The sequence below is a fragment of the Amycolatopsis sp. NPDC088138 genome, from assembly GCF_044741685.1.
GTDB lineage: Bacteria > Actinomycetota > Actinomycetes > Mycobacteriales > Pseudonocardiaceae > Amycolatopsis.
Genome location: NZ_JBIUTB010000005.1, coordinates 357,056 through 371,309 on the forward strand (window position 1 = coordinate 357,056; position 14,254 = coordinate 371,309).

The 14,254-nt window shown below is 72.1% G+C and carries 13 protein-coding genes; 9 read left to right on the forward strand and 4 right to left on the reverse strand.

The features are described from left to right. Window positions 1-54: 54 nt before the first annotated feature. Entirely contained in the window at window positions 55-1,491 is a 1,437-nt protein-coding gene (locus ACIOD2_RS28185; RefSeq protein WP_400544239.1) for an aromatic amino acid ammonia-lyase, read from the reverse strand. Window positions 1,492-1,525: 34 nt separating this feature from the next. Further along, window positions 1,526-2,164, reverse strand: a complete 639-nt coding sequence (locus tag ACIOD2_RS28190; RefSeq protein ID WP_400544242.1) for a group II truncated hemoglobin — start codon at window positions 2,162-2,164, stop codon at window positions 1,526-1,528. 66 nt (window positions 2,165-2,230) lie between these two features. Here ACIOD2_RS28190 and ACIOD2_RS28195 point away from each other — a divergent pair, with 66 nt between their 5' ends. Beyond that, window positions 2,231-2,566, forward strand: a complete 336-nt coding sequence (locus ACIOD2_RS28195; RefSeq protein ID WP_400544245.1) for a winged helix-turn-helix transcriptional regulator — start codon at window positions 2,231-2,233, stop codon at window positions 2,564-2,566. A 52-nt stretch (window positions 2,567-2,618) separates the two neighbouring features. On the opposite strand, the gene ACIOD2_RS28200 is transcribed toward ACIOD2_RS28195, so the two are convergent. Next, window positions 2,619-2,927 (reverse strand): ArsR/SmtB family transcription factor, encoded by a 309-nt coding sequence (locus tag ACIOD2_RS28200; RefSeq protein WP_392762410.1) that lies wholly within the window; start codon window positions 2,925-2,927, stop codon window positions 2,619-2,621. A gap of 169 nt (window positions 2,928-3,096) precedes the next feature. Between ACIOD2_RS28200 and ACIOD2_RS28205 the strand changes: the two genes are divergently transcribed. The 8 genes from ACIOD2_RS28205 to ACIOD2_RS28240 all read left to right on the forward strand — a co-directional run bounded on the left by ACIOD2_RS28205 (window position 3,097) and on the right by ACIOD2_RS28240 (window position 12,490). After that, window positions 3,097-4,320 (forward strand): glycoside hydrolase family 18 protein, encoded by a 1,224-nt coding sequence (locus ACIOD2_RS28205; protein ID WP_400544247.1) that lies wholly within the window; start codon window positions 3,097-3,099, stop codon window positions 4,318-4,320. A gap of 86 nt (window positions 4,321-4,406) precedes the next feature. Continuing rightward, window positions 4,407-5,072, forward strand: a complete 666-nt coding sequence (locus ACIOD2_RS28210; RefSeq protein WP_400544250.1) for a DUF2461 domain-containing protein — start codon at window positions 4,407-4,409, stop codon at window positions 5,070-5,072. Window positions 5,073-5,154: 82 nt separating this feature from the next. Beyond that, complete coding sequence (gene pyk / locus ACIOD2_RS28215; protein ID WP_392762210.1) at window positions 5,155-6,579, forward strand: pyruvate kinase; 1,425 nt, start codon at window positions 5,155-5,157, stop codon at window positions 6,577-6,579. Between the two features lie 36 nt (window positions 6,580-6,615). Beyond that, entirely contained in the window at window positions 6,616-7,512 is an 897-nt protein-coding gene (locus ACIOD2_RS28220; RefSeq protein ID WP_400544255.1) for an acyl-CoA thioesterase, read from the forward strand. A gap of 380 nt (window positions 7,513-7,892) precedes the next feature. After that, window positions 7,893-8,795, forward strand: a complete 903-nt coding sequence (locus ACIOD2_RS28225; protein ID WP_400544258.1) for a helix-turn-helix domain-containing protein — start codon at window positions 7,893-7,895, stop codon at window positions 8,793-8,795. Window positions 8,796-8,809: 14 nt separating this feature from the next. Continuing rightward, the gene (locus ACIOD2_RS28230; protein WP_323332993.1) at window positions 8,810-9,013 is read left to right on the forward strand and encodes a DUF397 domain-containing protein; all 204 of its coding nucleotides are present in this window, start codon (window positions 8,810-8,812) and stop codon (window positions 9,011-9,013) included. 173 nt (window positions 9,014-9,186) lie between these two features. After that, a complete protein-coding gene (locus tag ACIOD2_RS28235) occupies window positions 9,187-9,396 on the forward strand; it encodes a hypothetical protein (protein WP_400544261.1) in 210 nt (69 codons plus the stop codon). A gap of 61 nt (window positions 9,397-9,457) precedes the next feature. Continuing rightward, a complete protein-coding gene (locus ACIOD2_RS28240) occupies window positions 9,458-12,490 on the forward strand; it encodes an AAA family ATPase (protein WP_400544264.1) in 3,033 nt (1,010 codons plus the stop codon). A gap of 99 nt (window positions 12,491-12,589) precedes the next feature. On the opposite strand, the gene ACIOD2_RS28245 is transcribed toward ACIOD2_RS28240, so the two are convergent. Continuing rightward, on the reverse strand, window positions 12,590-14,200 hold the full coding sequence (locus ACIOD2_RS28245) for a succinic semialdehyde dehydrogenase (RefSeq protein ID WP_400544267.1): 1,611 nt from the start codon (window positions 14,198-14,200) through the stop codon (window positions 12,590-12,592). Window positions 14,201-14,254: the final 54 nt, after the last annotated feature.

Below are 14,254 nucleotides of genomic sequence, written 5' to 3' on the forward strand. Positions count from 1 at the left end.
TGTCGTGAGGCCATCTGCGCCTGTTGTTCGCAGAAGGGGCGATCCGGGTTCACGCTAAATGCGGGCGAGGGTGTCCAGAACCGTGATCGCGCGGGCGATGTCGTCGGTCAGCGGGCGGTCGTCGGTGCTCTCGTCCAGGACCTCGGACGCCGCGTCGAAGGCGTCGCGCACCGGCAGGTCCACCAGGTCGGCGTCCCGCATCCGCAGCGCGCGGACCGCCGCGACCAGCTCGCACGCCAGCACCTGCTGGTAGGACGTGCAGGCCGCGGTCGCCGCGCGGGCCGCCTGCGTCGAGAAGCTCGCGTGGTCCTCGATGCCGCGGGACACGACGGCCGTGCCGAGCGTCGCGGGCAGCGCCGCCTGCCGCAGCTCGGTGAGCGCGTCGTGCGCCACGTACTCCAGGATCATCACGCCCGAGCTGCCCGCCGGCCCGGCCGCGAGGAACGGCCGCAGCCCGGTGAACTCCGGCTCGACCAGGTCGCCGAGGCGCGCCACCGACAGCTCCGCCACCTGGTGCACGGTCGCGCGGGCCTGGTCCAGCGCCGTCGAGACGTACGCGGTGTGGAAGTGCGCGTGGTGGTAGGCGTCGCCGTGCACGGTGGAGATCATCGGGTTCTCGGTGCTCGCGTTGATCTCGACGGCCAGCACGTCACGCAGGTAGTGGATCGCGTCCAGCGCCGGGCCCTGGACCTGCGGGAACGCCCGCAAGCCGAACGGGTCCTGGATCCGCCGCCCCGGCTTGGGTGTCTGGTGCATGCCGAGCAGCCGCCGCATCTCCGCCGCGCAGGCGACCTGGCCCGCGTGCGGCCGCGCCTCGTGCACCGGCGTCGCGTACGCCTCGGGGTTGCCGTCGAGCGCGACGTACGTCAGCGCGGCGATGGCGTGGCTGGCCCGGGTCAGCGTGTCCAGCCGCATCGCGGCCAGCGTCGCTTCGGCGAGCGTCGCGGCGTTGCTGCTCATGAAGGCCAGTGCGTCGCCCGCGTGCACCGGTACCGCCGGGACGTGCCCGGCGACCCAGTCGCGTTCGCCGGTGAGCGCGAGCGCCGTCTCGGCCAGCGGGGCCAGGTCGCCGGTGCCGATCGCACCGAGCCGGTGCACCAGCGGCAGCGCGCCGGTGCGGACGGCCTCGGCCAGCGCGCCGATCAGCTCGGGGCTGATCCCGGACCGCCCGGCGAGGAGCTGGTTGAGCCGGATCAGCATCATCCCGCGGATCTGGCCGGGCGGCATCGGGTCGCCGCTGCCGCCGGCGTGGCTGCGCAGCAGGCGCAGGCCGTGCTCCTTCGAGCTCGCGACGGTGTCGTCCTTGTTGGCCCCGACGCCGGTGGTCCGGCCGTAGACCACCCGCCGGGTGCTCAGGTCCTCGGCGAGCTTCCAGGCGTGCTCGGCACCGCGCAGGGCGGCGATCGAGACGTCGATTCCCAGCGGTCCCTCGGTGCGCGCCGCCGACACGACGTCCGCGCACCGCAGGGTCCGACCGTCCACCCGGATCAAGGGCAGCCTCCTTTCGACTGCCCTCACTATGCGGCTAGGACGGCGCGGGCGGCCAGGGTGGCCTGGGCCAGTCCCAGTGGGGGACCGGTTCGTGCAGGTTCGGCTCGGCGCCGGGCGCGGAGAAGACGACGGCCAGCCGGCTGCCCCACTCGAGGTAGCCGGTGAACGCGGCCCGGAACTCGGGGTCGCCGGGCAGGCCGGTCTCGTCGGCGGCGTCGAGCAGCAGCGTGACCCAGCGGCGGCGCTGCTCCTCGGTGATGGCGCGCCCGAGGTGGCGGCCGATCATGTGGGCGTGCCCGCCGTGGCCGGCGGAGTAGGCGGCGGGCCCGCCGAGGACCTCGCCGAGCCAGGTCGCGACGTGCTCTGCGTGGTGCGCGTCCATGGTCCGGAACACCGGCTCGAGCAGCGGGTCTTCGAGGACGTGGCCGTAGAAGACGGTCAGCAGCTTCACGAGCGCTTCGTGACCGCCGGCCCACTCGTAGAGCGTCGGCGTCGTGGTCTCGTACCGCTCGGGCTCGCCGTCGGGCGTGAAGCCCTCGATGCCCGCGAACGGCGTTTCGGCGCGCACGAGGTAGCGGCCGGCCGCGCGCTCGACCCGGAGGCCGAACGCGGCTTTCTCGAAGTCGGCGGCCCTGGACTCTGGCACGGTGTACCGCAGGTATTCGACGATCACCCGGCAAGGCAACCAGCGGCCGCCCGGCCGGGCAACCACTTACTTTCCGGTGCGTAGGGGGACGGGATGAAGCGCTACCACTGCGCGACGGAGCTGGCGGTCGACCTCATCGGCGGCAAGTGGAAGCCGGTGATCCTGGCCCACCTCAAGGAGGGCGCGCACCGCTACGGCGAGCTGCGCCGCCGGATGCCGGGGGTGAGCGAGAAGATGCTGACCCAGCAGCTGCGCGAGCTGGCGGCGGACGGCATCGTCCGCCGCGAGGAGCACGACGGCCGCCTCCCGCACGTCGAGTACCACCTGACGCCGGTGGGGGAGGAGCTGCGCCCGGCGCTCACGGCCCTGTACGAGTGGGGCGAGCGCCGCGCGGCGGCCGCAGGCATCACCTTCGAGCCGTCTGATTAGGACCCGCCGGGCCACCGGACCGGACGACACGCGGGTACGGGCTGTCGTGCGGTCAGGCGGGGTCCGTCTCATCGAGACGGCGTTCCAGTGCATCCAGGCGGCCGTCCCAGAAGCGGCGGTAGGGGGCGAGCCAGGCGTCCACTTCGGCCAGTGGGTCCGGGCGCAGCGCGTAACAGCGGCGCTGGGCCGCGATCCGCACCGTGACGAGCCCGGCTTCACGCAGCACCCGCAGATGCTTGGACACCGCGGGCTGGCTGAGGTCGAGCTGCTCGACGAGCTCGCCCACGGAGCGTTCGCCGTCCCGGAGCAGGTCGAGGATGGTGCGGCGGCGGGGTTCGGCGAGGACGTCGAAAGTCTGCATCACCCTGGAAATATGCGCCGCCGGGCATATTCCTGTCAAGGCATGTGCCGCCGCCCCACTGGGCTGCTTGGTCTGAACCATTGACCTGATGGTCTAGTCCATTTACGGTTGGTGTGGTCTCCACCACGTGGTCCCCATGGTTGTCGGTAATTCTCCGAAGGGAGAAGACATGTCCCGTTTCCGCAGGAAGAGCTTCTCGGCGCTGTTGACCGTGGCGGCCGCCGCGGGCCTGGTGGCGGGCGCCGCCACGGCTCCGGCCGCCACCGCCGCGCCCGCGCAGGCCGAGGCTTCCGTCGGCAAGGTCGTCGGCTACTTCACCGACTGGGGGGTGTACGACCGCAACTACCACGTCAAGAACATCGAGACGTCGGGCTCGGCGAGCAAGCTGACGCACATCAACTACGCCTTCGGCAACGTCACCAACGGCGGCTGCGCCATCGGCGACGCCTACGCCGACTACCAGAAGACCTACGACGCCGCGGGCAGTGTCGACGGCGTCGCGGACACCTGGGACCAGCCCCTCGCGGGCAGCTTCAACCAGCTGAAGGAGCTCAAGGCCAAGCACCCCGGCCTCAAGGTGATCTGGTCGTTCGGCGGCTGGACCTGGTCGGGCGGCTTCACCCAGGCCGCGCAGAACCCCGCCGCGTTCGCCGACTCCTGCTACAGCCTGGTCAACGACCCGCGCTGGGCCGGTGTCTTCGACGGCATCGACATCGACTGGGAGTACCCCAACGCGTGCGGCCTGAGCTGTGACTCCAGCGGCGCCGGCGCGTACAAGAACCTGATGTCCGCGCTGCGCGCCAGGTTCGGCTCCCAGCTGGTCACCTCGGCGATCACCGCCGACGGCACCGACGGCGGCAAGATCGACCTGGCCGACTACGCGGGCGCCGCCCAGTACGTCGACTGGTACAACGTGATGACCTACGACTACTTCGGCGCGTTCGCCGCGCAGGGCCCGACCGCCCCGCACTCGCCGCTGACGTCCTACGACGGCATCCCGACGCCGGGCTTCTACTCCGACGCCGCGATCCAGAAGCTCAAGGGCAAGGGCGTCCCGTCCGGCAAGCTGCTGCTGGGCATCGGCTTCTACGGCCGCGGCTGGACCGGCGTCACGCAGGACGCCCCGGGCGGCACCGCGACCGGGCCGGCCCCGGGCAAGTACGAGCCGGGCATCGACGACTACAAGGTGCTCAAGACCTCGTGCCCGTCGACCGGCACGATCGCCGGCACCGCGTACGCGAAGTGCGGCAGCAACTGGTGGAGCTACGACACCCCGTCGACCATCGGCGGCAAGATCGGCTACGCCGAGCAGCAGGGCCTCGGCGGCGCGATGGTCTGGGACCTCTCGGGCGACACCACCGACGGCGAGCTGATCAGCGCCGTCGCCAAGTAGGGGCTCCCGGTGCGGCCGGCCGCGCGCGGCGTGCCGGCCGCACCGGGTTTCAGTTCCTGTCGGTACCCCCGATTACCCTCCTCACCGTGAAGTTCAGCGGATTCGGCGAGTACGCCGTCGACTTCTACGACGGTCTCGTGGAAGACAACTCGAAGCCCTACTGGGACGACCACGTCGAGACCTACAAGTCCGACGTCCGCGCCCCGATGGAGGCGCTGCTCGCGGAGCTGGCGCCGGAGTTCGGTGACGGCTTCGGCGACCCCAAGGTGTTCCGCCCCTACCGCGACGTCCGGTTCGCCAAGGACAAGACGCCCTACAAGACCCACTGCGGCGGCGTGCTCGAGCAGGGCCGCGGCGGCGGCGCCTACTACGTCGAGGTCGGGCCGGAGGGCCTGCGGGTCGGCGGCGGGTGCTTCTTCCTCGCCTCCGACCAGATCGCCCGGTTCCGCAAGGCCGTCGACACCGAGCTGCACGGCGAGGCGCTCCAGAAGATCATCACGAAGCTCGAGCGCGCCGGCTGGGAGGTCAAGGGCGACCGGCTGAAGTCGAAGCCGCGCGGCTTCGACGCCGAGCACCCCCGCCTCGACCTGCTGCGTTACCGCTCGGTGTACGCCGTGCGGGCCTGGGAGCCGGACGACGTGCTGCACGAGCGCGGCGCCCTCGACCGGGTGCGCAAAGCCTGGCGGCAGCTGCGCGAGTTCAACGAATGGGCCCGTGACCGGGTCGGCCCCAGCGAGCTGCCGCGGCGCTGACCCCAGAGTTTCTGAACCGTTTCTCTGAACTTTTCGGGATCGGTACAGACGAATGCGCCGACAGGGTCTACGCTATGCGAACGTGAGCCGACGCGCGAAGATCGTTTGTACCCTGGGCCCCGCCACTGCCACCCCGGAGAAGATGCGGGCTCTCGTCGACGCCGGAATGGACGTCGCGAGAATGAACTTCAGCCACGGCAGCCACGGCGACCACAAGCAGGTCTACGACCTGATCCGGGACGCCGCGGCCGCGAGTGGCCGGGCCGTCGGCATCCTCGCCGACCTGCAGGGCCCGAAGATCCGCCTCGGCACGTTCGCCGGCGGGCCGGTCGAGTGGCAGAACGGCGACATCGTCCGGATCACCGTCGAGGACGTCGCCGGCACCCACGACCGGGTCTCGACGACCTACAAGGGCCTGGCCAAGGACGCCAAGCCCGGTGACCGCCTGCTGGTCGACGACGGCAAGGTCGGCCTGGTGGTCAAGGAGGTCGACGGCCAGGACGTGGTCTGCGAGGTCACCGAAGGCGGCCCGGTCAGCAACAACAAGGGTGTCTCCCTGCCCGGCATGGACGTCTCCGTGCCGGCCATGTCCGAGAAGGACATCGAGGACCTCGAGTTCGCGCTCGAGCTGGGCGTCGACTTCATCGCCCTGTCCTTCGTCCGCTCGCCCGCCGACATCGACCTGGTCCACCAGGTCATGGACCGCGTCGGCAAGGGACGCCTGCCGGTCGTCGCGAAGATCGAGAAGCCCGAGGCGGTCTACAACCTCGAGGCCATCGTGCTGGCCTTCGACGCGGTGATGGTCGCCCGCGGCGACCTGGGCGTCGAGCTGCCGCTGGAGCAGGTCCCCCTGGTCCAGAAGCGCGCCATCCAGATCTGCCGCGAGAACGCGAAGCCGGTCATCGTCGCGACGCAGATGCTCGAGTCGATGATCAACAACTCCCGGCCGACCCGCGCCGAGGCCTCCGACGTCGCGAACGCGGTGCTCGACGGCGCCGACGCGCTGATGCTGTCCGGGGAGACCAGTGTCGGCCGGTACGCCATCGAGGTCGTCCAGACGATGGGCCGGATCATCGAGGCGGTCGAGACCGACTCGCCGGTCGTCCCGCCGCTGACGCACGTCCCGCGCACCAAGCGCGGCGTGATCTCCTACGCCGCCCGCGACATCGGCGAGCGCCTCAACGCGAAGGCCCTGGTCGCCTTCACGCAGTCCGGCGACACCGTGCGCCGCCTGGCCCGGCTGCACACGCGGCTGCCGCTGCTGGCGTTCACGCCCGAGGACTGCGTCCGCAGCCAGCTCTCGATGACCTGGGGCACCACCACCCAGATCGTGCCGCGGGTGGAGTCGACGGACCAGATGATCCAGCAGGTCGACCACGCGATGCTGGAGATGGGCAAGTACCAGAAGGGCGACCTGGTCGTCATCGTGGCCGGCTCGCCGCCGGGGACCGTCGGGTCGACCAACCTGATCCACGTCCACCGCCTTGGTGAAGACGACCACGCGTAAGGGACGACGGGGACAAGTACCGAATAGGGTCTGGCCATGACTGAAATGGCCAGGACGGCCGCCACCGAGCTGGAGATCCCGGGTGGCGGCCAGCCCGTGCTGGACCGCCTGGTGGCGCTCCTCGACCTCGAGAAGATCGAGGAGAACATCTTCCGCGGCGTGTCGCCCGCGCACTCACCCGTGCGCGTGTTCGGCGGCCAGGTCGCCGGGCAGGCGCTGGTCGCCGCCGGGCGCACCGTGCCCGACGAGCGCCGCGTCCACTCGCTGCACGCGTACTTCATCCGCGGCGGCGACCCCAGCGTGCCGATCGTCTACGAGGTCGACCGGATCCGGGACGGCCGCTCGTTCACCACGCGCCGCGTCATCGCGATCCAGCACGGCAAGGCGATCTTCTCGCTCTCGGCGTCCTTCCAGAAGGACGAGCCGGGCATCGACCACGCCGAGGCGATGCCCGAGGGCGTGCCCGCGCCGGAGACGCTGCCGACGCTGATGGAACGCGCCGAGGGGTACGCGATCGGCGCGCACAGCCGCCCGCGCCCGATCGACCTGCGCTACGTCAACGACCCGCCGTGGGTCACCCGCCAGACCGGCGAGCCCCCCGCGCGCAACCAGGTGTGGATGCGCGCCGACGGCAAGCTGCCCGACCAGCAGCTGCTGCACGTCTGCGTGCTGACCTACGCCTCGGACATGACGCTGCTGGACTCGGTGCTCGCGCGCCACGGCGTCTACTGGGACACCGACAAGGTGCTCGGCGCGAGCCTCGACCACGCGCTCTGGTTCCACCGGCCGTTCCGCGCCGACGAATGGTTCCTCTACGACAGCGTGTCACCGACCGCCTCCGGAGCGCGGGGGCTGGCAACGGGCCGCTTCTTCGGCGCCGACGGCACGCTCATCGCCACGGTCGTCCAAGAAGGACTCCTGCGCGTCCTCTGAACGGTGGCGGGAAAATCACCCTTACGGGCGACAAATAGTCGGCGTATTCGCCATCGGAATGGGGCATTCGGGCCGGGGAAGGGGGCCGGGGCCGATCGGGGGACGGCCCCGGACCCCTTCTCCGAATGACTGCACGGCGAACCGCGCGGCCATCGTCTACGCTGCTCACAGGCTCGGACAGGGCCTGATGGCCGAACGACCCCGGCCCGTGCCGCGTCCTGTCGCAGTGCAGAGTGCGAGGATACAAGAGCATTCTGCAAATTGCAGATGCGACGCGCGCGACCGGGCGGGAATCGGTGCCGTGTTAATGCCGCACCGTCCTGGTTAGATACTGGGAGCAAGCGAACGGCTACGACGCCGTCGACATCCGGAGGTGCCGAATGGCCAGGGGACAGAGCCCCACGGTTCGCCGCCGGAGGCTCGCCGGTGAGCTGCGCCGGCTGCGCGAGGCCGCGGATCTCACCATCGACGAGGTGGGCGAGAAGCTCGAGTGCTCCGCGTCGAAGATCAGCCGGATCGAGACCGGCCACGTCGGGGTCACCCCGCGCGACGCGCGGGACATGCTGGCGCTCTACGGGATCACCGGTGACGAGCAGGAGGCGCTCGTCCAGCTGGCCAGAGAGGCCCGCAAGCGCGGCTGGTGGCACGCCTACAACGAGGTGTTCACCGGCACGTTCGTCGGGCTCGAAGCCGACGCGAGCTCGCTGCGGGCGTTCCAGGCGCTGCTGGTGCCGGGCCTGCTGCAGACCGAGCGGTACGCGCGCGCGGTGATCCGCGCGCTGCGCCCGGACGCCGAGGACGCCGAGACCCGCCGCCGGGTCGCGGCCCGGATGGCGCGCCAGGAGCTGCTGTCCGACACCCCGCCGCCGGAGTACTGGGCCGTGATCGACGAGGCCGTCCTGCACCGCGTGGTCGACAGCGCCGAGGTGATGGCCGAGCAGCTCTACCGCATGGTCGCCGTCGCCGAGAAGCCGAACGTGACCATCCAGGTGGTGCCGTTCGGCGCGGGCGCGCACCCCGGGATGGAGGGCCCCTTCCTGATCATGGGCTTCCCGGAGCAGGCCGACCCGGACGTCGTCTACGTCGACGACAGCACCTCCAGCGGTCTCTACCTGGAGGAACCCACAGACGTGCGGCGCTACGGGCTGATGTTCGACCATCTGCGCGCGGCCGCACTGAAACCGGACGACTCGGTGGAGCTGATCGCCGAGGCCGCCGGCCGGTTCGCCGAACGGGCGGCCGCGCCGGCACCGGTGCACCACTTGGAACCGAGGACACAGTAAGGGAGTTGGGGACCATGGAAGCCGAATTTTCGGGTGCGCGCTGGCGCAAGAGCAGCCACAGCGGTGGCGGGAACGACTGCGTCGAGGTCGCGTTCGTCGCCGGCGGTGCCGCGGTGCGCGACTCGAAGGACCCCGAGGGTGGTGCGTTCCGCCTGCCCGCATCGGGTTGGCAGGGGCTGCTGGCCGCGGTGCGGCCCGGCGGCCCCGAGCGCGACTGAGGCGGTTTCGAAGACCCCTTACCCCCGCCGAGCTGGGCTCGGATGGGAGTAAGGGGTCTTTTCCGTGCCAGGGGTACGTGATCACCCGATGCCTGAGGCACCCCCTCAGGACGAACCTGAGTCCTACCAGCCGGTGAACTCCCGCCGGTGAAGTCAGGGAACAGGGGAACGACATGCACTCCGATCTGCTTCTGGACGCGGTCCGGGCCGAAGCGGCCTACCGGGCCGAGGAACTGCGGAAGGCCGGGCGCAGCGCCTGGGCCGCCCGCGCGCGCCGTGCCGTCCGCCACGTGCGGGCCGCCCGGAGCACCGTCGACGTGCCGGCGCAGGAGCGCCGCGAAGCCTCGCGGGAGACCGCGGGCGTCGGCAAGACCGCCCGGTAGGGGCGCGGTGATGGTGTCCAAGGCGATAAGCGTGCGGAACTTGTCGGTGGGGTGAGCAAGAATGCACCTTGTGCCCCGACTCGGCTCCGGAATCCCGCTCGTCGCCCGTACCCACGAGATGCGGCGGCTCCGCGCCGCCTTCGCCCGTGCAGAACGAGGTGAAGCCGGCGCGGTGCTGCTCTCGGGGGACGCCGGCGTCGGCAAGACCCGGCTGCTGACCGCGCTCGGCGAGCACGTCGCCGCGTGTGGCGCGCTGGTGCTCACCGGCCGCTGCATCGACGTCCGCGAGGGCGGTCTTCCTTATCTTCCGTTCGCCGAGGCGCTCGCCCCGCTGGGGGTCGCGGCGGACCCGGCGGTCGCCGCCGCGGTGCGGGCCCGGCCCGCGCTCGGCCGGCTGCTGCCGCAGGGCCAGGGCCTCGAGGAGCCCCGGGCGGCCGAACACGCCCCGATGACCTCGAACGACCGGGAAACGATGGTGCGTCCCCGGCCGGAGCAGGATCTCGGTCAGCTGCAGTTGTTCGACGCGGTGCTGGGGGTGCTGACCGAGATCGCCGAGTCGCGGCCGGTGGTGATCCTGCTGGAGGATCTGCACTGGGCCGACGCCTCGACCCGCAACCTGCTGTCGTTCCTGCTCAGCAGGCTGCGTGCGCAACGGCTCCTGGTCGTGGGCAGTTACCGGGAGGAGGACGTGCACCGGCGCCACCCGCTGCGCGGCCTCCTCTCGGAGCTGGTCCGGCTCGCCACCGTCGAGCGCGTCGACCTGCAGGCCTTCGGCAACGCCGACGCCCGCACGTTCGTCGAGGCGCTGGCCGACGAGCCGCTGCCGGCCGACGTCGTGGCCGACATCGTCAGCCGGTCCGAGGGCAACCCGTTCTTCGCCGAGGAGCTGCTCGCCACCAAGACCGAGTGCAACGACCTGCCCGCGGGCCTGGCCGAAGTGCTGCTCTCCCGGTTGGAGCGCCTTTCGCCGGACACCCGCCGCGTCGTGCGCGTCGTGTCGGTGGCCAACGAACCCGTGATGCACGCGGCCCTGGCCGAGATCTCCGCCCTGGGGGAGCTCGAGCTGGACGAGTCGCTGCGCGAGGCCGTCCAGCACCACGTGCTGGTCGTGATGCCGGACGGCGCTTACTGGTTCCGGCATGCGCTGCTGCAGGAAGCGGTCTACGGCGACCTGCTGCCGGGGGAGCGGTCGCGCACGCACGCGGCGTACGCGGCCCGGATCTCCTCGAGGCCGCAGGGCCGCGGGCACGACGCGAAGCTGGCCTACCACTCGTTGCAGAGCAGCGATCTCGTCACCGCGCTGCCGGCGTTGCTGCGCGCGATGGACGAGGCCGAGAAGCTGGGCGCGCCCGGGTCGGCGCTGCGCCACGTCGAGCAGGCACTGTCCATCTGGGACGCCGTCCCGGCCGCCGACCGGCCCGAGGGCTTCGACGAGCTGCGGCTGCTGCACGAGGCGTCGTACTTCGCGGGCACGTCCGGTGAGCCCGAGCGGGCCGCCGCGTTCGCCCGCTCGGCGACGCAGGCCCTGACCCCTGGCGGCTCGGCCGACCGCGCCGCCAAGACGTGGCGGCGGCTGGCGGAAGCGCTGCTGGCGCTGGAAGGCACGCTCGACGAGGCCGTCGCGGCCATCGACAAGGCGTGGGACCTGGTCAAGGACACCGAACCGAGCGGCACCCGCGCGTGGGTGCTGGCCAGCCGCGCCGGGTTCCTGCGGGTGCTCGACCAGCCGGACGCGGCGCTGGACAGCGCGCTCACCGCGGTCGCCGACGCGCAGGCGGCCGACGCGGCGGGCGCGGAGGCGTCGGCCCTGGTCACGCTGGGCACGCTCGCCGATTCGGCGGGCGATGCCGCCGAGGCGCGCGAACGCTTGCGCCAGGCCGAACGCAAGGCGCGGGACGCCGGGGCGCTGAACACCGAGAACCGCGCGACCTACTTCCTGGCGCTGAGCTACGACGACCAGGCCGAGTACGCCGAAGCGCTCGAACACGCGTCACGCGGTGTCGCCCGGGCGGAAGAGGCCGGGCTCAGCTGGAGCGTCTACGGCCTGGAGCTGCGGGCGCGGCAGCTGACCCTGCGTTACCTGGTGGGAGATTGGCCGGACGAGAGCGCCGGCCGGGCCGGGCGCGGGGTGTCGAGCGCGGTCGCCGCGCGGATCCTCGCCATCTGGTCGCTGTTCGTCGTCGCCCGCGGCCGGTTCGACGAGGCCGCGAAGCTCGTCGCCGGCCTCCGGCAGCACTGGGCGGCGGACATCCAGATCCCGCTGTCCGCCGGGGATGCCGGGATCGAGCTGGCGTACTGGCGCGGTGACCACGCGGACGCGGTGAAGCGCGCGCAGGACCTCGTCGGCTGGCTCGAGCGGATCGAACCCGGCCTGCTGGCCGGGATCCGGGTGGCCGCGCTCGGGGTCACCGCCGCCGCGGCGCGGGCCGCCGACGCCCGGGTCCGCGGTGACCAGGCGACCGTCGACGCCGCCGTCGAGGTGGGGGAACGGCTCCTGGCGCACGGCCGGATGTGCGCGGTCGTCGGGCAGCCGCGGTCGGTGGAGCTGGGGCCGGAGGGCCGGGCCTGGCTGGCCCGGCTCGAGGCGGCGGCGTCCTGCCTGGCCGGCCGGGGCGACCCGGCGAAGTGGGCGGCCGCGGCCGAGGCGTTCGGCTACGGCGCGGTCTACGAGCAGGCGATCTGCCGCCGCCACGAGGCGGAAGCCCGGCTGCTGGCCGACGACGTCGACGGGGCGCGGGCCGCCCTGGAGTCGGCGCACGCCGTCGCGACCCGGCTGGGCGCGATCCCGCTGCGCGACGCCGTCCGCGACCTGGCGCACCGCGCGCGAGTGGACCTGGCGGGCGTCGAGCCGGCGGCGCCGGCCCGCGCGGTCGTCGACCCGCTGACCGACCGCGAGCGCGACGTCCTCGAGCGCGTGGCCCTGGGCCGCACGAACCGCCAGGTCGGCGAAGAGCTCTACATCAGCGAAAAGACGGTCAGCGTCCACCTGTCCCGCGTGATGGCGAAGCTCGGCGCGAGCCGCCGCGCGGAAGCGGTGGCGATCGCCTACGACCGCGGCCTCCTCACGGCCCCCACCGCCGGCCAAAACGCGTGATTGAGCAGTCGACACGCGTGATTGAAGGGTCGACACGGCCAGATGCGCCGTGTCGACCCTCAAATCACGCGTGATGACTCTTCAATCACACCGATCGGGTCAGCGGGGGAGGCGGCGGAGGGCCTTCAGGCCCAGGGTCATACCGCGGGACCACAGGGAACCCGAGATCGCCCGCGGCGGGCGGAGGGCCAGGCCGCGCTGGAGCGCGATCGACTGGGACTCCGTGTACTTCAGCAGGCCTTCGGCGCCGTTGCGGCGGCCGACGCCCGAGTCCTTCATTCCGCCCATCGGGACGCCGACGCTGCCGAACGTCGCCGCGTAACCCTCGTTGACGTTGACCGTGCCCGCCTTGAGCCGGGCCGCGACCTCCCAGCCCGCGTGGCCGTTGCGCGACCAGACGCTGGCGTTGAGCCCGAACGCCGTGTCGTTGGCGCGGTCGATGGCCTCGGTGACGTCGGTGTAGCCATAGATCGAGACGACCGGCCCGAACGTCTCCTCCGCGAACGGCACCATCTCCGGCGTCACTCCCGCGAGGACGGTCGGCTCGTAGAACAGCGGGCCGAGGTCGGGCCGGGCGCGGCCGCCGGTGAGCACCGACGCGCCCTTCGCGCGGGCGTCCTCGACGTGCGCGGTCACCGTCGCGAGCTGGTCCTCCGACGTCAGCGACCCCATCTGGGCGTGATAGTCCAGCGCGCCGCCGAGCTTCACCGCCGCGGTGCGGGCGACGAACGCGCGGGTGAACTCCTCGCGGATCGACTCGTGGACGTAGATCCGCTCGACCGACACGCACAGCTGCCCGGCCGAGGAGAAGCACGCGGTCACCGCGCCCGTCGCGGCCTTCGCGACGTCGGCGTCGGGCAGCACGATCATCGGGTTCTTGCCGCCGAGCTCGAGCGAGTACGACGTCAGCCGCTTCGCCACCTGCCCGGCCAGCTCCTTGCCGGTCGGCGTGGACCCGGTGAAGCAGAGGTAGTCCGACTCCTCGACGAGCGCGGTGCCGATCTTCGAGCCGCGGCCCAGCACGATCTGCCAGGTCCCGGCCGGCAGCCCGGCCTCCTCGGCGAGCTCGTGCAGCCACAGCGCCGAAAGCGCGGTCTGGTTGTCCGGCTTCTGCACGACGGCGTTGCCGGCCGCGAGCGCCGGGAAGACGTCCATCGCGGTGAGGGCCAGGGGGTAGTTCCACGGCGAGATGACGCCGACGACGCCCTTCGGGTGCCGCAGCTCACCGGCGCGGGTCAGGCCGGGGATGACCCCGGCGACGCGGCGCGGGGCGAGGATCTTCGCCGCGTGCTTGCCGTAGTAGGCCGCGACGAGTGCCGTGGCACTGACCTCGTCGAACGCGTCGAGCCGCGCCTTGCCCGCCTCGACCTGGACCAGGTCGAGGACCTCGTCCTGCTTGGCGAGCACCAGGTCGTGCAGCTTGGTCAGCACGCGGGCGCGTTCGGCGGGGGAGTGCTCCGCCCACGCCCGCTGCGCGGTCCGCGCGTCGGCGAACACCGCGCGGATGTCGGCGTCGGTGGCCTGGGGCAGGGTCGCGATCGGCTGCCCGGTGAAGGGCGCGTGCATCCGGATCGGGGCCGAGTCCGCGCCGCCGGCCACCCGGGCGACGAGCTGGGCCGCCCGGGCCGTGGCCGGCGCACCCGCGACCCCGCCGACGGTCGGCGGGAGCGCGGTGTCGTGGACCGGGTTCGCGGGGGTCGTGCTGGTCATGACGTCTCCGTTCCGCGCGGCGACGCGCAGGGGTTACCGACGAGTACAGCATAC